Origin of the sequence: Mucilaginibacter sp. 21P, assembly GCF_019331605.1 — a bacterium.
Lineage (GTDB): Bacteria > Bacteroidota > Bacteroidia > Sphingobacteriales > Sphingobacteriaceae > Mucilaginibacter > Mucilaginibacter achroorhodeus.
In genome coordinates this window covers 2,613,324-2,634,203 of the sequence record NZ_CP063061.1, presented here as the reverse complement: position 1 = coordinate 2,634,203, position 20,880 = coordinate 2,613,324, and the positions used below count along the sequence as shown (strand labels likewise).

The 20,880-nt window shown below is 46.0% G+C and carries 21 protein-coding genes; 9 read left to right on the top strand and 12 right to left on the bottom strand.

All coding sequences use genetic code 11. The annotated features are described in order from the left end of the window. Positions 1-100 precede the first annotated feature (100 nt). Positions 101-790 carry a response regulator transcription factor gene (locus INP83_RS12035; protein ID WP_219124263.1) on the bottom strand — a complete coding sequence of 230 codons (690 nt, stop codon included), beginning with the start codon at positions 788-790 and terminating at the stop codon, positions 101-103. Next, positions 780-2,243, bottom strand: a complete 1,464-nt coding sequence (locus INP83_RS12030; protein WP_219124262.1) for a cell wall metabolism sensor histidine kinase WalK — start codon at positions 2,241-2,243, stop codon at positions 780-782. The genes INP83_RS12035 and INP83_RS12030 overlap by 11 nt, the downstream gene beginning before the upstream one ends. Before the next feature lie 110 nt (positions 2,244-2,353). Here INP83_RS12030 and INP83_RS12025 point away from each other — a divergent pair, with 110 nt between their 5' ends. Together INP83_RS12025 and INP83_RS12020 are read left to right on the top strand one after the other, a co-directional pair. Further along, the gene (locus INP83_RS12025; protein WP_219124261.1) at positions 2,354-4,726 is read left to right on the top strand and encodes an outer membrane beta-barrel family protein; all 2,373 of its coding nucleotides are present in this window, start codon (positions 2,354-2,356) and stop codon (positions 4,724-4,726) included. 15 nt (positions 4,727-4,741) lie between these two features. After that, positions 4,742-4,948: a hypothetical protein gene (locus INP83_RS12020; protein WP_219124260.1), complete on the top strand. Its 207-nt coding sequence runs from the start codon at positions 4,742-4,744 to the stop codon at positions 4,946-4,948. 161 nt (positions 4,949-5,109) lie between these two features. On the opposite strand, the gene INP83_RS12015 is transcribed toward INP83_RS12020, so the two are convergent. Continuing rightward, positions 5,110-5,817, bottom strand: a complete 708-nt coding sequence (locus INP83_RS12015) for a Crp/Fnr family transcriptional regulator (RefSeq protein ID WP_219124259.1) — start codon at positions 5,815-5,817, stop codon at positions 5,110-5,112. A gap of 95 nt (positions 5,818-5,912) precedes the next feature. Here INP83_RS12015 and INP83_RS12010 point away from each other — a divergent pair, with 95 nt between their 5' ends. The 3 genes from INP83_RS12010 to INP83_RS12000 all read left to right on the top strand — a co-directional run bounded on the left by INP83_RS12010 (position 5,913) and on the right by INP83_RS12000 (position 9,922). Next, positions 5,913-6,578 carry a class I SAM-dependent methyltransferase gene (locus tag INP83_RS12010; protein ID WP_219124257.1) on the top strand — a complete coding sequence of 222 codons (666 nt, stop codon included), beginning with the start codon at positions 5,913-5,915 and terminating at the stop codon, positions 6,576-6,578. Positions 6,579-6,771: 193 nt separating this feature from the next. Then, the gene (locus INP83_RS12005; protein ID WP_219124255.1) at positions 6,772-7,332 is read left to right on the top strand and encodes an alkylphosphonate utilization protein; all 561 of its coding nucleotides are present in this window, start codon (positions 6,772-6,774) and stop codon (positions 7,330-7,332) included. 220 nt (positions 7,333-7,552) lie between these two features. Continuing rightward, positions 7,553-9,922 (top strand): PAS domain S-box protein, encoded by a 2,370-nt coding sequence (locus tag INP83_RS12000; protein WP_219124253.1) that lies wholly within the window; start codon positions 7,553-7,555, stop codon positions 9,920-9,922. On the opposite strand, the gene INP83_RS11995 is transcribed toward INP83_RS12000, so the two are convergent. The 6 genes from INP83_RS11995 to INP83_RS11970 form a co-directional block, all read right to left on the bottom strand. Then, on the bottom strand, positions 9,915-11,573 hold the full coding sequence (locus INP83_RS11995; RefSeq protein ID WP_219124252.1) for a PepSY domain-containing protein: 1,659 nt from the start codon (positions 11,571-11,573) through the stop codon (positions 9,915-9,917). The two genes, INP83_RS12000 and INP83_RS11995, sit on opposite strands and share 8 nt — an antisense overlap. A gap of 6 nt (positions 11,574-11,579) precedes the next feature. Continuing rightward, complete coding sequence (locus INP83_RS11990; protein WP_219124250.1) at positions 11,580-11,858, bottom strand: hypothetical protein; 279 nt, start codon at positions 11,856-11,858, stop codon at positions 11,580-11,582. 2 nt (positions 11,859-11,860) lie between these two features. Further along, positions 11,861-12,190, bottom strand: a complete 330-nt coding sequence (locus INP83_RS11985) for a hypothetical protein (protein WP_219124248.1) — start codon at positions 12,188-12,190, stop codon at positions 11,861-11,863. A gap of 113 nt (positions 12,191-12,303) precedes the next feature. Beyond that, the gene (locus INP83_RS11980; protein ID WP_219124246.1) at positions 12,304-13,515 is read right to left on the bottom strand and encodes a DUF4374 domain-containing protein; all 1,212 of its coding nucleotides are present in this window, start codon (positions 13,513-13,515) and stop codon (positions 12,304-12,306) included. Between the two features lie 21 nt (positions 13,516-13,536). Further along, the gene (locus INP83_RS11975; RefSeq protein ID WP_219124244.1) at positions 13,537-15,870 is read right to left on the bottom strand and encodes a TonB-dependent receptor; all 2,334 of its coding nucleotides are present in this window, start codon (positions 15,868-15,870) and stop codon (positions 13,537-13,539) included. Between the two features lie 350 nt (positions 15,871-16,220). Next, on the bottom strand, positions 16,221-16,577 hold the full coding sequence (locus INP83_RS11970) for a PleD family two-component system response regulator (RefSeq protein ID WP_219124243.1): 357 nt from the start codon (positions 16,575-16,577) through the stop codon (positions 16,221-16,223). A 19-nt stretch (positions 16,578-16,596) separates the two neighbouring features. On the opposite strand from INP83_RS11970, the gene INP83_RS11965 reads away from it, so the two are divergent. Together INP83_RS11965 and INP83_RS11960 are read left to right on the top strand one after the other, a co-directional pair. Continuing rightward, entirely contained in the window at positions 16,597-16,770 is a 174-nt protein-coding gene (locus INP83_RS11965) for a hypothetical protein (RefSeq protein WP_219124241.1), read from the top strand. Positions 16,771-16,819: 49 nt separating this feature from the next. Beyond that, entirely contained in the window at positions 16,820-17,197 is a 378-nt protein-coding gene (locus INP83_RS11960) for a PleD family two-component system response regulator (RefSeq protein WP_219124239.1), read from the top strand. Positions 17,198-17,392: 195 nt separating this feature from the next. On the opposite strand, the gene INP83_RS11955 is transcribed toward INP83_RS11960, so the two are convergent. Next, the gene (locus INP83_RS11955; protein ID WP_219124237.1) at positions 17,393-17,917 is read right to left on the bottom strand and encodes a DUF892 family protein; all 525 of its coding nucleotides are present in this window, start codon (positions 17,915-17,917) and stop codon (positions 17,393-17,395) included. A 386-nt stretch (positions 17,918-18,303) separates the two neighbouring features. Then, on the bottom strand, positions 18,304-18,657 hold the full coding sequence (locus INP83_RS11950; RefSeq protein WP_219124235.1) for a helix-turn-helix domain-containing protein: 354 nt from the start codon (positions 18,655-18,657) through the stop codon (positions 18,304-18,306). Between the two features lie 81 nt (positions 18,658-18,738). Between INP83_RS11950 and INP83_RS11945 the strand changes: the two genes are divergently transcribed. Continuing rightward, complete coding sequence (locus tag INP83_RS11945; RefSeq protein ID WP_219124233.1) at positions 18,739-19,542, top strand: alpha/beta hydrolase; 804 nt, start codon at positions 18,739-18,741, stop codon at positions 19,540-19,542. A gap of 102 nt (positions 19,543-19,644) precedes the next feature. Here the strand turns inward: INP83_RS11945 and INP83_RS11940 are convergent, their stop codons facing one another. Further along, positions 19,645-20,004 carry a helix-turn-helix domain-containing protein gene (locus tag INP83_RS11940; protein WP_219124231.1) on the bottom strand — a complete coding sequence of 120 codons (360 nt, stop codon included), beginning with the start codon at positions 20,002-20,004 and terminating at the stop codon, positions 19,645-19,647. A gap of 108 nt (positions 20,005-20,112) precedes the next feature. Here INP83_RS11940 and INP83_RS11935 point away from each other — a divergent pair, with 108 nt between their 5' ends. Then, a complete protein-coding gene (locus INP83_RS11935) occupies positions 20,113-20,862 on the top strand; it encodes an SDR family oxidoreductase (RefSeq protein ID WP_219124229.1) in 750 nt (249 codons plus the stop codon). The last annotated feature ends 18 nt before the right edge of the window (positions 20,863-20,880 follow it).

Sequence of the window (20,880 nt, the reverse complement as noted above, 5' to 3'; positions counted from 1 at the left end):
TGTATTAAAAGCACTAGCTCGTCAAAACCGATTGATCTTAAACGCTCTTATTAGCGTAAATAAATTTATAAACAGCTAACTCCGATTTGATCAATATACCTCAACATATCAATTTATACCCGGCTCCCCTTATACTCATCAATTGTATGTTAGGGTCATCCTTCAGCATTCTGCGGATATGGCTCATAAATACATCCATACTCCGCGCGTTGTAAAAGCTATCATCTCCCCATATCTCAAGTAAAAATACCGATCTTTTCACAAGGCTATTTTTGTGTTGCAGTAAAAGCTTGAGTAAAGCCGTTTCCTTAAAAGATAGCGTGTAAGACGATATTGGAGTGATTAGTTGCTGGCTAACCGTGTCCAGTTCACAATTCCCGAACTTTATACGTCCGGTCAGCGGCTCGTCGGCAATAGTCCTGTTGCCGAATCGGGTAAGCAGTGCTTCCATTCGAATGAGCAACTCCCCCATATTAAAGGGTTTGCGCAAATAATCGTTACCGCCGCTTTTAAATCCTTTAATAACATCCTCTGGCAGCGACTTAGCGCTCAAGAAGATGATCGGGATACCACTGTCCTGTTTACGAATGTCTTCGGCAAGTGAATAGCCGTCCTTCAGCGGCATCATGATATCGAGCACACAAATATCCGGTGGCGATTCCCGGTATTTTTCGAGAGCAAGCTGGCCGTTCTCCGCAAAAATAACTTCATAGCCGCTATTTTGTAGCCCATCACTGATGATTTGGGCCAGCGTTGGTTCATCTTCTGCGTAAAGTACTTTATATTTCATGATAAGCCGGTAATTCGATTATAAACTGACTGCCTTTATTGTCTTCGCTGCGTACACTGATGGTGCCGCCGTGTACGGTTATAATTTGTTTAACATAATGTAGGCCCAGTCCTGATCCTTTTACATTGTGCGTACTTGCCTCTTCGGGAACGCGGAAAAAGCGTTCAAAGATCTTTTCGCGATAGATGGCCGCTATCCCGGGACCGTTGTCTGCAATTACGATCGAAACAGTTTCTTCCTCAGCACTGCAATGAATTGTTATTGAAGCGTCTGTGCCGCTGTATTTTAAGCCGTTGTCAATGAGATTATAGAATACGTTTGTCAGGTGCAACGGGTCGCCATCTACAAAACAAGGCTCATCGGAGGGATGGTAATAAATTTTTGCGTTGGAATTACCATTCCTTAACTGCATGGCGGCAACCATGCTGGCCAAGCCTTGTTGTACGTCGTAAAGCTCTTTGCGCAGAACGATCTCGCCGTTGTCTAATTGTTCAAGGCTTAACACCTTATTAATCATCATATTTAACCGCTGCAGCTCCGATCTGCTAATCTCCAGGTAATTTTCCAGCTTAACAGGGTCCCGGTAGAGCTGGTACCGGCTTACGGCATCAAGGGCAGCTTCAATCACAGAAACCGGTGTCTTCAATTCGTGGGTCATGTTCCCGGTAAATGCCAGCCTTACCCGTGTGTACAACTGCTGACTGCTTATCAGGCGAAACAGGAACACAAAAGCCAAAGCTGTAAGCGCAAGCATCAGAAAAGATGATATGAGGTAATAACGCATCCGGTAAAGAACAACTTTGCTGACTGAAGGGACAACAAGCTGGTAATTATGAAAGAAAAAGTTGATGTTATAGGAATACAACAAGCTTCGGTAATCTGCGTGCTGCGATTTGTTATACAATGCATGGGATTCCGGCTTGCCGGTGTCATAGTCATAAAGTACATGATAAAATGATACATCTAATTGGTTCTTATCAAATTCAACTTTCACCAGGCTGTCCATTCTGATCAGGTCCCGGCGGTCACCCGCCTCAACCGATGCTTGGGTTTCCCCGATGTCATAAGAACGTATGACTTTTCGCTTGGACGGCTGAGTCTGATTATTGGCGATCCTAAGACTGATGTCGATGATCGTACTGTCATCTTTTAGGTCGGAACTAAACCGTCCGCTGACATGCCGCTTGCGCATATTCGTAAACGCTTGCTTAAACTGCAACCATTCCGGCGACAAAAAGAAATTTCGAAAGTTCTGGCTCTTCTCATGGCCATGCACCACGCTCAGGTAGTCATTCATGCTGGCTGCACGGCTCACCGATTGCTCCAGGTCGCGCTTTATCTGCTCTCGCTGTGCATCAAATAATTGAACCAGCCAGGCCGCCTGCAATCCTACGCTAACCAGGATAGCCAGTCCTGCCATTGGGTAGGCATAACGTTTAGATAACCATTTCATACCACGAAAATGATGATTAGCTCGTAGTTTATCATAAGTACAAGATACGATTTAACCTTGTTTAACATTGCTTAACGAGCCTTAACCGAAGCTTGGGGTAGGTTTGCAACATGAAAACGAACCTATTATTCCTACTCATACTCTTGTTGCCTGGGTTTTTAAAGGCACAAACAAAGATTCCCGGTAAAGTGGTGGATGCTTCAGGACATCCGCTCGACGCCGTGACCGTCACTTTGCTTAAAGATCAAAAGCAAGTTGCATCTGCGTTTGCTGATTTAGGGACATTCTCTTTGATTTATAAAGAGCCCGGAAGCTATAGCGTTAAAGCCAGCTTGGTAGGTTATCAGCCCACATCATTAACCCTTTTATTACCCAAAGACAGCATCGTGATTACCATGCAGCCGGACAGCAAACAGCTGAGCGAGGTGACCGTTGCTTATCGCCGCCCGGTTATTGAACGGCAAATTGACCGCGTTAGCTTTAACGTTGAGAACAGTCTACTGGCTACAGGCGGCAGCGCCTGGGAAGCGCTTGTAAAGGCGCCCGGCGTGCAGGTGAATGCCAGTAACGAAGTTACGGCAAATCGCAAAACGGTCAAGATATACATGGACGGCAAACCGCTCCAACTCTCCGGAGAGGATTTAGCATCTTACCTGCAGGGCCTGCCCTCGGATCAGGTTGCACGGGTGGAGATCTATTCCAACCCGCCGGCTCGTTTCGATGCCGAAGGTGCATCGGTTATAAACATTGTAACAAAAAAAGGTAAAAAGGAAGGCTTTAACCTGGCATTGAACAGCGGTTTGCTGCAGGGCATTTATCCGGGCTATAATGCGGGTACCACTTTCAACTACCGTAAGTCGAAATTCAATGTCTACGGCAATTACAGTTTTACACACCGGCATTCCTTTCAGGACCATAATACAGCTATCGATTTTGGCAATTCATTATGGAGCAGCGTAAACAGGAACATCTACCAGTCAGACAACCATAATTACCGCCTTGGCGCCGACTATCAAATCTCTCCTAACCAGGTATTAGGCGTGCTGATTACCGGTAACAACCGAAACGGAACAACCGAAGGAAATACCTTCACTAAAGCTACTAACAAGCAGCAGGTGTTAGATTCCACTTTAAGAACCGTCAACCTTGTGCCGGGAAGCGGCAGTCAGTATACTTATAATCTTAATTATAATTTAAAACTGGACAGCGGAAAAAGCAGTTTAAATATTGATGCAGATTACTCGCCTTACCGCACAACTTCAAACGCTTATGCTGATAATCAGTCTTTTCTGCCGGATGGCAGCCTGACCGATAACCGCTTTCACATTTTTACGCCAAGCCAGCAAAAAATTGATATTTACTCCGGAAAAGTAGACTACGCCTTTAAAGCAGGGAAAAGCTGGGATATCACCACCGGGGCAAAATACAGCAGCACAAAAAGCCGGAATAATTTTATCTATTATGATCGTGCAGGCGACGCGTTAACCCTCATACCTCAAAACGGCAACCAATTCATTTATCGTGAAAATAATGCTGCCCTTTATGCCAGCCTATCTGGCACCATTGGTAATTGGACCTTGCAAGGCGGGTTGCGTGCAGAGTATACCCGGGCTAAAGGCTACTCGGTAACGTTGAATACCACCAACGAACGCCATTATCTGAAACTTTTTCCTACGCTGTTCGCACAATACAAATTGAATGACGACCAGCAGTTGCAGCTGAATTACGCTTACCGGATAGAGCGCCCTGAATACAACCGCTTAAACCCCGCCCGGCGCTACTTGTCACCGTATAACATCTATGTAGGTAATCCAGGCTTGCAGCCGGCTTTCGTGCACAATCTGGAACTGAGCTACACTTATAAAGACTACCATGTTACGGCTTATTACACCTCAACCCATGATGTATTCACTAACATCAATATGCAGGATAACCAGACGAGGATCTATTACGGAACCCATGCCAACCTTGGCTTAAGCGCAATAGCCGGGGTACGGTTAAGCGCAGCAGTTCGTCCGTCAGGCTGGTGGGAGATCAACGCTATTGCAGATGGTTATCGTCAGCATGAAGCGTCAGCATATTTGAACAGCAGTTTTGACTACCACCTGATCTCCTTCGCCGGCAACCTGGACCAGGCCTTCACCATCAATGCTAAACAGGGTATTAAAGCTGAGTTGAACGCAGGCTGGTATGGACCCGGAATACAGGGCATTTATCGTAACCGTGCAAACGGACAGGTAGACGCCGGAGTTAAAACCAATATGCTGCACGGAAAGGGATCATTGCGCCTGGCGGTGAACGACATCTTTAACACGAACACCAACTATGTGAGCATCAATTACCAAGACCAGCAAAGCCGTTTCTTTCATCATGTTGAAAGCCGGACAGTAGCGCTGAGTTTTTCTTATCGTCTGGGCAAAAATATCACCGCCTCGCGAAACCGCTCTACCGCGAGTGAAGAAGAACGCAAAAGGGCACAATAAATAAATCACGCAACCATGTCACAAAAAACTAAAAACACGATAGCAGTGCTGCTCATTTTAGCCGGCGCCGCTATCATAAATTTAGGCCGCTATCGGCGAAGACCTGCGCCCAGAGCATCAACAACAAAACTCGGGATCGAAAGTGGCGAAAAAGATCAGGATCAATCCAGCCTGATTTTATTGATTGACCGGGAAAGATGCTTTACTAAAATTTTTAATTAAGGATTTTTTGTCGCTTTTCGGCTTCGAAACAGGTAGATGCTAGCGGAGTGATTTGTATTCGCGATTGGTGATTTTTACCAGCTGGTTTTGCATGAATGCTATGGTAGTAGCATGAGGCGCGCGATCTTGCACTCACCTATAAGGCATATACTAAATCTTCATCAAGAATAGTTTGCCCGTCTGATCAATCTGTCCAGATCCTTGATCAAGATCTTTCGAGCATTAGTCTCCAATATGCCTTCCTGCTTAAACTCCTTGAGGAGGCGGATCACATTTTCCTCAGCAATCCCAGCCATACTTGCCAAGTCCGCACGTGGTACCGTAATGGTCAGGGGTTCATCCAGTGATCTCTCTTTTTTAAATTTCTCCCTAAGCACAATCAGAGCAATCGCCAATCTTTCAGGCCCGGTTTGTTGTGCGATGACAGAGATTGAGTTGGCCAATACGGAAAACTCATGACTGATTGCTTTAAGCAGGCGCTTGGTGAATAGTGGCGATCGTGAAAGTGTCGCTAAAAAATTTTCCTTGGGAATAAACGCGACCTGCGTTTCCTCCATGGCCGCTGCGGAATCCGGATACCGATCTTCTGAGAGAACTGCATGATAGCCAATCAACTCGCCGGGACCCGCTACATAAATGATCTGTTCCCGACCATGCTGACCAGACTTATATTTTTTGACCTTACCGCTACGAATCAAAAAAATCCCTGATGGGACGGTACCTTCCCGGAAGATCACCTCGCCTTTACCACACTGCAGATCCTGGCGACCGGAAAGCAACAGCGTATGCTCCTCGGTCGTAAGCACGCCGAGCACCGATTCGGTGTGAAAGTTCCAGCGATCTATAGGAAACAGGCCGTTTAAGCTCATCGTGCAAATTTACAAAATTCTATAACCTGATCTTTATCAGTTTTTTTCCTGATTAAGTGCAGCTATTTACTGGTCTGCTTTGGCCACCTTTGCATATGACAGAAAGTTACCCTTCTTCAGCCTTACCCAAACAACGAAACGATCAAGCAGGTGGCTTGATAAGGGCTCTGACCAATACCGGGCCAGTTGGCCGCTTTTTTCAAAACGATGCCAGTTTCGACTGTCTATATCCTAAGCACCTGCAACAAATATCATCGAGACACTGGACTCCGCTCAAAGTGGCAAGAGCAGCAGCTGCTTACCTGGCGGTGCCGGGCAGCCGCATACTGGACATTGGGAGCGGTACGGGCAAGTTCTGTCTGACCGCAGCGGAGCTTCATCCTCAATGCCATTTTTTTGGCGCAGAACACAGGGAGGAACTGGTAGAATATGCGGATCGGGCACTGCAATACCTGGCATTGAAAAATGCCAACTTCAAGCATGTCAATGTCACACAGGTTGACTTTAACCGTTTTGACCATTTCTATTTCTATAACGCCTTTTACGAGAACATCGATCAACAGCATGCGATCGACGAGCGTGTGGAATTATCAAGAAGCCTTTACGATTATTATGCAAACTATATCCATCATGCGCTGAAGCACCGTCCCGCCGGTACCCGGGTTGTCACCTATCAGGCCGATCAGGAGATCATTCCTGCGTCCTACAAATTGGTGGCAATGTCTTTCAAGCAAATGCTAAAACTATGGATCAGCGAATAAACCCGGATAATAATCACGGACGAACGCCGAAAACCAAAGCAATGCGTTCCGCCGGGTGCCCACGCTGTCGCAAGACCAAATACAAAAGATTCGCCGGCAATGAGATCTTGCTAGATATGATGATGATCATCGGCATTGTCTGTGGAATTGTCCTGATGAATTACCTGATAAACTGACCTGATTTTCAATACATATGAACAAGAAATTAGATACACAAACCTGCCAACTTTGCGATACAACTGCACCCATGTCCATTTTTACCGTTCCCGTTCCGGATAAAGCTGCTTATCAGTTGGCCATATGTGGGGGCTGTGTGAACGAATTGTCGAGAAAGGAGCCAGACGAACATTATTGGCATTTCTTATCAAAGGCAATGTGGAGTGAAGATCCGGGTGTACAGGTGCTTGCATGGCGAACGTTGAACAAGCTGAAAAATGAGGTATGGGCAGCGGATCTTTTGGACCAACTGTATCTTGAAGATGAATTGCTGAAGATTGCACAGGCCGGTTCAGCAGCAGAAGACACAACAGTAGCGGCATTGCATCGCGATTGTCTTGGAAACGAGCTCCGGACGGGAGATACCGTGGTACTAACGCGTTCGCTGGATGTCAAAGGCAGCCAACTGACCGCAAAAATGGGCACAGTTGTAAAACAAATCCGCCTGGTAGCAGACGATGCGGGCCAGGTTGAGGGCAAGATCGACGGTCAGATGATTGTTATTTTGACCAAGTACATACGTAAGCAAAAAAGTTAGCGACCTGATTAGCCCTGAGCGAGCATGCCGGTGCAAATCGCTTTTAGCGTATTTCGGATATCTTGGATGGTTCCGCGCCACTGAACAGGGTTTTGACAATCCTCTTTAAGAAGCAGCAGTAGCTGCAGGACGATCAGGACCAAGAATGCTTCTTAGTAATGGCAGTGACGCTCCCGCTTTTTAAATGATATAAATTCACAATCTATCGATCTAAGACGCAATGCTTTCAAAATACGCGCTTCAGACCATGGTTGACACTTTACCCATTGGTACCTGTGTCTTCACAGGGATAAATTATACCATCACTGCTGCTAATGAGCAAATGCTGATGATTTGGAATAAGCCGCCGGACATCATCGGAAGCAATTTGCTGGATGCGATCCCGGAGATTCAGGGTCAGGCGTTTTTCGAGCTGCTGAGACGGGTCTATCATACAGGCGAAACCTATCGAAATCCGGATGGCGAAGCGATGATCATGGTCAGCGGAGAGCTGAAGAAAATTTTCTTTGATTGCTCATTTAAACCCCTCCGTGACAAGGACGGTACGATATACGGCGTTGTTAGTACGGCATCGGACACCAGCAAAAGGGTGCTTGCGCTCAATGGACTTGAAGATACGGTAGCAGCACTGGCGACGGATAATGAAGAACTGACTGCGCTGAATGAGGAGTACATGGCCCTGAATGAAAAAATGGAGGCCCGGAGCGAAGAACTGCGTGTGACAACGGATGAGCTTCTGGTCACCCAGCACCACCTGGAACGATCGCTTAGCGAACTTACATTAGCAGAAGAGCGGATAAGATTGGCCACCGAAGCCATCCGATTAGGCACCTACGATATCGATCTCGAAACCAATCAATTGATCAGTTCACCCCAACTTGCCAGCCTATTCGGGTTTACAAAGGTGCAAGATTTACCAGCCTATGTGGAATCGTTCCATCCGGACGATCTGTCAATACGCGCCACGGCGCGTCAGCAAGCACTTTCGACCGGCCGCTTATGCTACGAAGCCCGGATCTACAGGAATGATACGCACGACCTCCGATGGGTAAAAGTTGAAGGCAAAGTGGTACATGATGCTACGGGTAAACCTGTAAGGTTGATCGGAACCCTGATGGATGTAACGGAACAAAAACAGACCAGGGATACGGAGCGCAAATTGAAAACTTTAGCCGATAACAGTACTGACCTGATGTCAATACTGGATCTAAGCGGCACCAACAGTTATATCAATGATTCTGGCAAGGTACTTCTGGGATTCACCAGTGACGAAGAAGTGGCTGTCACCCCGATCGTCAATCTACATTCACCGGAAGACCTGGAATTTGTTCAGACGACGGTCTTGCCGACCGTCCTGCGTGAAGGAAGATGGGTTGGCACAATGAGGTTGAGACATCTTCAAACCGGTGAGCTATTTCCGGTTCTTAACTATGCTGTCAGGATCGACGATCCGGCAAGTGGCCAGCCATTGGCCATCGGCGCCATTATGCGTGACTTGCGTCCCGAACTGTCGGCAAAACGTGCGCTCGCCGACAGTGAGCAGCTTCTGCGAGACGTCACCTCTGCGGCACCCACAGCGCTTTGGATGTCCGATCAGGAGGGCAATATCACTTACGTCAATCAAACCTGGATTGACTCAACCGGGCTTTCAGCAGAAGACAGTTTGGGCATCGGGTGGCTTGGCGTGGTGGATGATCAAGACAGAACACTTGTCGTGAATACCTATTATTCAGCACTAGAGCAAAAACGGCGGTTCGAAGTGGCCTTTCGTTTTAAAAATACTCTGGGCACGCTTAACTGGTATCTGGCAAGCGGGCAACCCAAGTTGGATAGTCAGAACAACTTCAAAGGGTTTGTCGGCGCTTTCATTGATATTACTGAGCAAAAACTGATGCAGCAACACAAAGACGATTTTATCAGTATCGCCAGCCATGAATTGAAGACACCCATCACTACGCTGAAAGCTTCGCTGCAATTGATGGATCGGTTCAAAGATAAACCAGACCATCCCATGTTGCCTAAACTGATCTTACAGTCCAGGAAAAGTACGGAGCGCGTGAGCATGTTGATCGATGACCTGCTTGATGTGGGCAGGCTGCAACAAAAAGAGATCAAGCTCAATAAAACAACATTTATCATTTCACAGTTGGTAAACGCCTGTGCCAATCCAATTAATATAGCGAACAGGCAGCGGATCAGAATCAACGGGGATCTAGAACTTGTCATTTCGGCAGATGAACATCGGATCGACCAGGTCGTCACCAACTTCCTGACCAATGCCGTGAAATACGCCCCGGATGCAGCATTTGTGGATGTCACCATTTCCGCTACTAACCTACATGCCAAAGTTGCGGTTACCGACTATGGAGCTGGTTTGCCGCCCGAAAAGTTGAAACATTTGTTCGAGCGTTACTATCGGGTTAATGAGGACAACCAATCGGTATCCGGTTTAGGATTAGGCCTATACATTTGCAAAGAAATCATTGAACGCCATCAGGGTACTATTGGGGTAGATTGCCAGACAGGAAATGGATGTACCTTTTGGTTCACTTTACCGCTGGCAAGCGAAGGGTTTGGCGACATCAATTAAATGTTTTTTGCATGTGATCATTTTTGGCCTTCTGTTCGCTCATTTTAAGCAACACGGTGATATTGACCAGTGCCAAGCAAAAGAACAAAACATCGACAAATAATATATCAGACGCGCCGGCACTGAAAGTACTCCAAAACCAATTGCCGCGTTTAAGAGCGTCTGCTGCAGGCACCGCCATACAGAAAACGGCCGATAAGATCAGCGTTTGATGGTTCGTGATCCGGAGCTGCCTTCTCCCGATGAAGTAAACTGAAAGCACAAGCCAGGCATAAAAGTACAGTCGGTAAACATCCTGTTGCGTAGGTTTATCCATAAAAATCAGGCAGGTCATGGTAAAAGCGGTTACCGGCAGCATGCTCAGGCAGATGGCCATGAAAATGTTTGCTGTCCATAAATTAAAGGCACGTTTTCGAGGCATAACGTTATTCTTGTCACGCGCCACTAACCAGATCAAAACTCCAGAAATGACCACCAGGCATCCTATGGCCCCCATTGCGAAATAACTGACCCGCACAGGCCTGCCACCAAAGTCGCCAAAATGCAAGTGATAGATGGCATTTTTAACCTGATTTACATAACCCACCTGACCAGTAGGCGCAACCTCAGAACGTACGCGATGGTCGCGGACGCGGTAGATGATCTTCCCGCCACCGGTAAAGCTCGCGCTTACAGCAGGTTTGGCTTCGATGATTACGTGCATATTGGCATCGCCGTAATTTTTGATCTGTATTTTGTTGATCGTGCATCCGGGCCACTTTTGGCTTGCACGTTCAATCAATTGATTCAGATCTAAAGGTGCTTCCAGCGGCTGATAAGCATATTGATATTGAGTGCTGTCAGTATAACCCAGCTCATGATAGATCTTTGGTGTATCACCGTGATAGCGATATTTTGTGAAGGGTGCCAGCAAGAAAAAATTGGCAATCAGTACGATCCCGGTAATTGCATATAGTAACTGAAAGGGAAAACCGATTACCCCGAGCGCGGTATGCATATCGGTCCAGACCGTTTTCCACTTTGTCCATGGGCGAAAGGTAAAAAAGTTGCTGACGACCTTATCCCAATGCAGCATCAAACCGGTGATCAGCGCAAACAGAAATATAAAAGAAACGATTCCGGCCAGCAGATATCCGAAGGGTGTACCCAGCCGCAGGGGAATAACATTGAGCTGCGCAAAAAAATGCAGGCGGTAAAGAAATTCACCGATATCGTAACCTGCTTCATAATCAACGCTGCGTTTCCGGGCAAGATTATAAGCAAGGTAATCTGTATCATCATCACCGCCACGCCCCCTCCGACCACGCTTGCGCTTTACGTTTGATTTCGTCTTGCCCAGCTTTTTCTTGATCGTGGTATCATGTGATGCAAACATGGATATGTAGGCATTTTCACCGTCTTTCTGCAGGAAAAACTCAAGATCGCGACCTTTCATCTGGTGTTTTAAGGCGAGCGTATCGATAGCACTTTGAAAGTCAAGTCTTGATGCATCAGGCATTACCAAATGGGAACGGTTCTTTTGCCAGGCGGATAGGTCATCTTTAAAAAATGCGAATGAACCGGCAAAGAACATGACGTATAGCAAAGCGCAGATGATGATCCCACTGACCGTGTGGGTATGGAAATAGATATTGTATCTTCTGTTGTTCATGATCGGTTAGGATATCAGGTACGGAAGCGAACATAAAAGGGTTAAGCCAGCGTAGGCCAGCCATACCTGCCAAGGCTTTGGTGTGATGAAAGCAATCAGTAAGAGTACTGCCCACATCAGATAACCGGTAAAAAAAGCCGTGGCCACCACCTTTGCGGCCGGAAATAGCTTGGCTAATAGCAAGTGGAAGCTGATCATCGCGGTATAACCGCCGAGCGTGCCGGCCAGGATTCTTGACAATCTTGTCCAGGGGGATTTCGTCAGGTATTTTGGGTTAGCAGGCATTTTTAAACAAACGTTTCCAGTAAAAAAAATAAAAAAAAGAGACTGCCGATGTGCACCATGCGCAGGTAATTGAACGGCTGTAAAAGCACCACCAGACACCCTGCACACATCAGTCCGATGACGCAAGCAATGCAACCGCTTGCTGTACCGAATACCACCACGAATGAGACCATGGAGAGCATGATCAATGCTGATGCAGCTATCCTGGAAACTAAAGGACTTTCGGCTATTGTTTGCTGCCACCTGCGTTTGATGCATTTACGGTTCTGCTTTGCAGATAAGTAAAGCATTTCAAAAGCGGTGAAAAGCAGCAGGAATGATAAGGTAACCATGTTGTAAACATTAAAAATATCGGAATGGTGAAATTGATATTCGCGCCATCCAGACTGGGCTTTGCCGGATGACGCGAATTATAACCACTAATCCTTCAAGCTAAAGCGACTATCTATTGTAAATGTTGAACAGCAGTGATTGCACCTCCTTCGACCTTCAGCCCGCGTGAAGCAGTGTGCGTTGAAGCGTCCACCTTATATACATAGCTGGTTCCGTCGGCAAGATTGACGCCGATGTAGCCAGTTTTACCGTCCTTCGGCGTATAATTATTGACTGTTACGCTTTTAATTTGGTTGGTTTCAGGCAATCCCGTAACAGGTGTAAATGTTTTGTTCAACACGTTCACGATGCTCAGGTGTTTGCCATCATTATATGCACCTTTCTCAGATTTGGTTGTGGCCCCTAATAAAAAGGTGTTATTCCCCAGGTATAACCAGTTAGTGATATTCATTCCGCCACTGGCAGTTTCAAAATTAAATAGATAAGACTGATCAAATTCCGTGGTTCCTGCTTTGATACGGGTGATGGCTGAGGGTTTTGTAGAACTGATACCCGACCCGTTTGATGCAACAGAGGAGGAGAACGTATAAATATCATTGTTCTCTGTCACCTCCAGACCAGGCGTAAAGTACCTGCCGATGAAACTTGTGCGACTGTCTTTAATTACTTTTTCGACCTTCATGTCTGCATAGTTGATGATAGCTACCCAGGCACTGTCAGGATATGCTGTTGCGAACAGTCTGTCCTTAATTGTAAAATACGGCGCATATACTTTATTCCCTACCTGTTTGAGCCAGCTGAAGTGGGCAAGTTCTCCATTGCCAGCCAAATTCAAAGTATTAGTTGTACCCTCAGCGGTGATTAACAAATTGTTGGTATTCACTTTATACCAGTTCGCTGTTGGTGTCGCTAGGTTTCGGGACATTTTATACAGCAATAAGTCATCGTTGACAGGTGCAAACGTCTGTACAGTCTCCGTCTGGAAATTGGTCAGTTTATTCAGTTTGCCGTTTTGGATGTTGTATGCTGTCACGGCGCCGGGATTACCCTGACCGTACAGCATACTGAAAAATTTTCCGTTGGTCGTCACGTAGTAGCGGTAAGTGCCATCCTGCTCTATACCGTTACCGGCTATGGAAATGGTTCCCTGGTCAAGCGAGCTTGAGGTCAATAGATAATCCGCTACGCCGGTCGATGCAGCGGGTGTCACGGTCACGATAAAATTTCCGGGATCCGAAGGTGTTGCAGGATTGTCTTTACTTTTTGAACATGAGGCAAGTGTTGCCGCTATAGAAAGTGCAGCAAAGGTAGTTCTGAAATTCATATGATGTTGATTTATTGTATGCTATCGGGTTGTTCTGTTGATAAAGTACCTGAGGTTGAGGTAGAAAGCCCTTCCCGGTTTTTGCAAGCTAAAGTTGTCGTACAAGTAGGCATTGGTCAGGTTACGAACCTCCAGGCCAACATTGTAGCGGCCGTTCTTCAGGCTGTAAACCGCGCTGATATCATGGCTGAGCTGTTTCGGGATATTTAGCTTATCGTTCCCCAAACTTGGCCAGTACAGGTAAAATGCATGGACGTAGAGAAGGTTATAACCCAGGTTAAGGTTATTGCCATCACCACCAAGATTTTTTAAAGTGACAGCGATATCGCTGTTACCAAACAGGTAAGGAATGTTGGGCATCTGGTCTTTGTAAAGCGGGCTGATGCCGGTATAGCCGGGCTCAACCTTCTGCAGATTCTGGAGGTACTGATAGGTCACCGTCGTTCCCACTGTAAGCCAGTTATCATAGGCATACCTGATCTCTCCATCCCCCCCTATTGTTCGTACGCCATCGCGGTTATCGGCTACCAATTTCGATTGGTTATTGTTCAGCCGGTTATAAATAAAATTATCCGAATGCCTGTAGATGGCGTTGGCGTTGATCAATACCCTGTTTTTTGAATTAAATTGAAAGTTGTACGCCACACCTAGATTGACATTATTGCTTTGTTCCGGTTTTAGATTTGGGTTGCCTTCCTGGTTTTCCACATCGCCGAAGATTTCCTGCGCCTCAGGCATACGGTTAGTCAGTTCATACGATGTCTTAAGTTGAAGCGCAGGTGAAATGAAATAAGTCGCAGCAATTCCATAACCTAATTTATTGTTTGATGCCGCTGCCGTGCTACCTGTCACGTTGTGCTGATAAACATGCTTGCCAAATACGGATATACTGTACCTGTCTTTATTGTCATAGGTATAACCAAGTCCGATAACGTTTTTCTGCGTTTTCTTAGGCTGTTCAGTGGCGGCGATATCCGGGTTGAGCGGGTCGGACCCTTTCCTGTCAAATGTGTTGAATACGTCACTCAGGGCGATGCTTTGGTTTTCGGTAAGACGGTAATTGGCCACTGCGGTTGCAATACCGTTATTGTTCTTGTATTTGTACAAACTTCTTGAGCGCTCTCCGTTATTTCCGTTCGGCTTGCTGTTGCCAAACCAATCGTATCGCACGTTCATCGTGTCGATATTCTGTTCAGTACCCAGATTATAATTGGCATTGACAGTAAGATCGAGTCCCCGGATGAGGTTAACCTTTTTATATTTGAGGCTTGGCATAATGATACTTCCTTTGCGGTGCCAGCCCCCGAATACCGACACCATGCGCGCGCCGGTCTGTATCTCTTTGTAATTCTTGCCCAGCGTGATGCCGAACAATAATTTATCCGCATAACTTTTATCGACGACGCCGACATTCGCGATGACCGTCTCGTTATGATACTGGTCATGGAACCGGCGTACAATGGCATTGGGGGTATAGGCGCCGGTATTGATGTCAGCAGCATCTACCCTTACTTTATAATCATTATCGGAATAATTTCGAAAAGCATTGAGTTGGAAGATCAGTCCGCTCCTACTGGTGGCCGCTGCGTTGAGCACACTGCGATGTGTATTGAATGAGCCGTAAGAATACGAAAGGTCGATATAGTTGCGATAACGGTCACCGGTAATGATATTGATGGCACCGCCCAAGGCATCAGAACCCAGCCAGACCGGCACAACGCCCTTATAAACTTCAACCCTTTCAGCAATGTTGATCGGAATATTGTTGATCTGGAATGATGTCCCGAAATTTTCCATCGGTATGCCGTCGATAAAGTAACGCACATGATTACCGGAAAAGCCATTCAGTGAAAGATTAAAATTAGATCCTACGCCGCCTGACTCACGAACACGCACGCCAGCTACCCGGTCAAGCGCATCCGCAAGGTTAAGGGTGGTGTTATAAAGCTTTTTGGCATCAATAGCCGTTACATTAAAGGCCTGGCGATTGCTTTCCTTCACCGCGCTTCTACCGGTCACCGTTACCGTTTGCATATCAGTCGGCTGATTATCTAATTCAACCTTTAGCGAAAGCGCCTGCCCTGCCTTTAAATTGACCGACTGAACGCTTTTTTTATAACCGATCAGTGTGACGATGACATCATAATGCCCGGGGTTCATCCGCTCAAATACAAAGTAACCGGATTCATCGGCGAGGCGGCCCAAATCAGCATTTAGAATTTTAACGGTTGCTCCCGGCAGTGGTTCGCCTGCATGATTTTTTACGTAGCCTTTAAGCTGTGTAAGATTTTGAGCGTAGGTTGAAAAACTACAGGCGCAAAAGATTGCCAGTAGCATTTTTTTGATAAATTGCATTGCTTTTTAAATGACAGTTTAAGAGCACATCCAGTTCCCGCTGGAAGAGCCGCACAGTTCCCGCTGTGCGGCCTCTTTTTTTAACGACGCTGCAAATATAATTTTATTTAGACTAATTACAAATAAGAACTTAATTTAAGCTGATTCATTAATTAACAATCATAGATAGCACAGCAGCAAAATCACGGTTACAACAGATCTCTTCTGGTTCTTAAAAGTAAGCTGTGTTTCTGTACGATAGCAATTGCTTGTTATTGCTTCGCTACAATCCTTACGCCGGCAAAAAGGTCCTCATGAAAAGGCTCATCTGGCAGACGATGTATAAAGCCCAGAAATCGGCTTTTGCATGCTTAAATAAGCTTGCTGATCGCTGACATCAGGGCCTGGATATCAAAAGGCTTTTTCAGGTAGCCATCTGCGCCGCAGTTAAACGCTATCCGACTGATATCGGGTTCCGCGGAAACGAGTACGACGGGTATGTTAGCATTTCTAAATCTCTCTTTGATCCGTTTACAGATGACGATGCCGCTTTCAGGTGAATTTTTCATCCGGATATCCAGTACGACCAGATCCGGTCCGATCTCCCAGATGTGCTCCGCGGTGTCAACATGGTTGGAAGCCACAACGTTGTACCCCGCGTCTCTGAATATAATGCTGAATATATCCAGCAAATCTTCATCATCGTCAATTACAAGGATCCGTTTCATCTGTTATTGGATTAGCCCTGTGATCAAGCAAAAATATTTCCAAACACTTTTAGAACAGCGGGATAAGGTAAAAAAAAATGAAGCCACCGCTGGTTACATCGAGAAAACCGGTTACATGGTAGATCATTGGCGGATAATATCGTTACGCCTCCTCCTTGCTGAACAGCATACCATACGGGAACACACAAATTAATTGCAAAGTAAACCCATACAATTTGGTCAATAAACCGTAGCTTGCGGAAATGCATCATAAGCGAAAAAAAGTACTGGTCATCGATGACGATCCTGATATTTTGGAGATCATCAGCATGGTGCTTGATTCGTCAGGTTTTGATGTACTGACAGCTGACAACGGCAGTAATGTTGGCGAACTGGTTAGTTCCTTTGTGCCGGACATTATTCTGCTCGATGTCATGATCGGCAATATGGATGGCCGTGATATTTGTAAAGCATTAAAAAGCTCCGCTGAGACGTTTAAGACACCGATCATCATCATTTCAGCTACACATGGCTGGCATACCCGTCATGAAAAACATTGCAGCGCTGACCACTACATTTCCAAGCCGTTTGATATCGACGAATTGATCGAACAAGTGCATAAATTCAGCTCAGGTGTATGACCTGAAGTTGTAAATGAGTAGCGGGCTTTGTTGAACGAAACGACACCGGGGTGCCCGGTTTTAAGGTTGATAGCCTGTTAAAGTATGCATTTATAATTCACTATCACTCCGCTTTTGTGAGCAATACAGGTAAGTCACCTTGAGGATGCTGCATGCCTTGCAGGACTTCCAACCATTTCTAAGGACGTTCAATCTCTAACTTGCAACGATGTACTTGGTAGCGATCAGCAACATGAGCGTACGGTCTGCCCTTGCTTCAGCATAGCTCTCTTTAAGTAAATCCCTGATCTGGCTGTTTTTGATTTTGACAGAAGCCATTTCGAGTATTTGGAAGGAAGCCATTTCCACGCTTCCGATTTGCTGCATGTAATTAGCGACAGACAGGTCCCGGAGGCTATGGTCACGCCCCTTATATTTTCGCATTGACTGGAAAGCTTCTTCGACCATACCCATCATTGCCGTACAGCGCTCTGACGACATATCTGTATGCAGTAATCCAAATATCGTTTCCAAACGGACCATTTGCTTTTGAACGTCAAGGATGGTTTCCAATATACCATCGCGCAAATCGTTATACCGGACCACATCCGCGATTTCCGGCAGATTGCTGACCAAATGCCGCTTGGCTGCATAGATCAGGTTAAGGTGATCCACGAAAAAGGCCTGCAGATTTTTTGTGCCAAGTTTGATGCGGTCGTCAGGCGCTGGTTGTTTTTCCATAGCGTAAAAAATACATCCGATGCCGTGCAAAGCATGATGGCATGAAATGGAGAAGTGTTATATTCCCGGAAGTCTCGAATAGGTGTCTCGAACCTACGCCCGTTACTTTCCAGTGACGAAGATAAGAAGTTTACGACTCCGTTCAAAAAACAGTCCAGAAATCCTTGGGAACGCAGTCAGGTGGCAAAACGTTGACAGTCACAGGTCAGGTAATCATTTACAACGAAAAGCCAAATCATTATCACCGAGAAAATATTATCCGGTATTAATATGTACGAATCATTCCGCCTGCGTGTGACCTATCATGAGGTTTACCATGGGTGCGGTGAATTTTTATTTAGATAAAGATATGCCCTTCTTTAGGCGGCTCAAAGATTGTGGCATGATCAACTCCATTTCACTCCCCACTTATGTAGGTCATCTATGATCTTTAGCAACTCCATCCATTTATCTTTCACATGGTAGTAGATTTTTTTTGGAGCCTTATCACAAATAACAATTTTTTCTATCAGGCCTTCGGTAGTCAGTTCGTGAAGTCTTTTGCCCAACACCTGGTCGGAAAGTGAGGGAAATGCTGTTTTGAGTGAACTGAATTGCTTATTACCCGCCGCTATCTTATGCAACACCTGCATCTTCCACCTTGGGCTGATATCCCTTAATACGTCATTCACTTCGCCGGCTAAGCTAAGCGCAGTGATATTGCAGGCATTGGATGTTCCGGGTTTTAAAGGGCTTGCCATAATTATTACTGTTCACTCACTTTCGGGTGAGTTATTGCTGATGGGTTGCTTTGATACGAATTTTGCTCAAAATTAAAACGTATGAAATTGAGTATAGTCAAAGCAAAAGCATTTTATATCCTGTTAATCCTTACGGTTTCGTTTACAAGGGTCAGCGGGCAAGTTATCCAGCAGCCACCAGTTTATGTACTGGTGCACGGCGCTTTCCACGGCGGGTGGTGCTGGCAGCGGGTAAGTGATCAATTAAGATCACATGGCCAGACCGTTTACACACCAACCTTAAGTGGGTTAGCCGAACGACGGCATACCTTGAACCGAGATATCGATCTGGATACCCATATTACTGATATTGTAAATTATCTGGCAGCCGAAGACCTGCATAATGTCATCTTAGTTGGTCACAGTTACGCAGGTGCAGTGATCGCCGGTGTGGCAGACAAAGTTCCTGAACGGCTATCGAAACTGGTTTTTCTGGATGCTATGTTGGTGGAGAACGGGCAGAGTGCGCTGGACGTTAGCCCCGACGATATTAAAGCTTACTTCATTAAAGCTGCCCAAGATCATGATCAGGGTTTAAGCATCCCATTTTTTACCAGTGACTTTTTCGGCGTGAAAAATAAACAGGACATCAAGTGGGTGAACGAGCGGTTAACGCCTCAACCATTCAAAACGTTTGCACAACCGCTTAAGCTACTCCATCCATTCGGTAACCATAAGCAGCTTATTTATATCGCCTGCACGGACCCTGAGCTACGTGCGATAAAACCCTTTGCCGGCAAAACTAGCGCCAGTAAGGATTGGAAATACATGGAGCTTAAAACCGGTCATGATGCGATGATAACAGCGCCTAAACAACTCGCTTCCATGTTAATGCTCCTGAAGTAATCGGGTTTGTAGGAAATAAGAGATCACTGAGCAAACAGCGATTAAGCGTATATAACCATTCGTTTTAGCTATCAGGCGAATGGTTGTATTGTATTTCGTGTGCTAACTTTGCGATACAAGTAACCTAACTTCGTCCCCCCAATTAGATAGTTCATCGAGGATAGGCGCTAACAGCTGGCCGGCCGCACTTAACTGATATTCTACATGAGGCGGAATGGTCTGAAAATCTTTTCGAATGATCAACCCTTCTTTCTCCAATTCCTTCAAACGCTCGGTTAGCATTTTTTCAGAGATCCCGGCTATCTTGCTCTTTAACATGCCATAACGGTTTACGCCGTTCTTCAGCATCCACAAGATATTGATCTTCCATCTTCCGGTTAATAGCGTCATTGCGAACGTTACGCCGCAATGGGCAGCCAGCGCCTGCTCATTGATATGGTTAGTGGAGTTTTCCTTTCTCATGATGCAAATATAACGAAAACAGACAGCACGAACTAAATTGTATGTACCTAACTTTTTGTTCGCTTTTAGGATAATGGTCAACTTAGCCGGTAAATAATTAAACAACAAATGGGAAAATTAAACAACAAAGTGGCTGTTATTACTGGGGGAAACAGTGGTATCGGTTTGGCGACCGCAATATTATTTGCCAAAGAAGGCGCAAAGGTGGCCATTACCGGTCGTGATGAAAAAACTCTACAGCAAGCTGCTCAGGAAATCGGTGATGATGCAGTAGCTATCCGGGCGGATATTCGTGACCTGTCTACCTTGGAAACAGCTTACCAGCGGGTTGGTGCTCAATTAGGAAAAGTAGATATTTTGATCGTTAATGCCGGCGTATTTAAGGGCTCGCCTTTAGCAGGCTATACAGAAGAGTTATTTGACGAGATCTCGGATATCAACTTCAAAGGGACATTCTTTACTATCCAAAAGGCGTTGCCCTACCTCAATGACGGTGCATCTATCGTGATCACCGGTTCTGCCGCATCTGAAGCCGGCCTTGAGGGTGCTTCTGCGTATTCGGCCACTAAAGCCGCGGTTCGATCATTGGCGCGAAACTTTTCTGCAGATCTATTAGCAAGAGGCATTAGGGTGAATGTATTGTCGCCCGGGCATGTTGACACGCCGATCCACGAGCGTTTAGGTTTATCTGACGAGCAAGTAATAGCATTGCGGGCGAACCTGGCCACTACCGTGCCCATCAAGCGTGGCGGCACACTCGAAGAAATGGCTGGCGGCTATTTGTTTCTGGCAAGTAATGACTCCACATTCATGGTTGGCGCTGAAATAGTTATGGACGGTGGCTGGCAGCAATTGTAAGAAGCCACGATCCGCTTA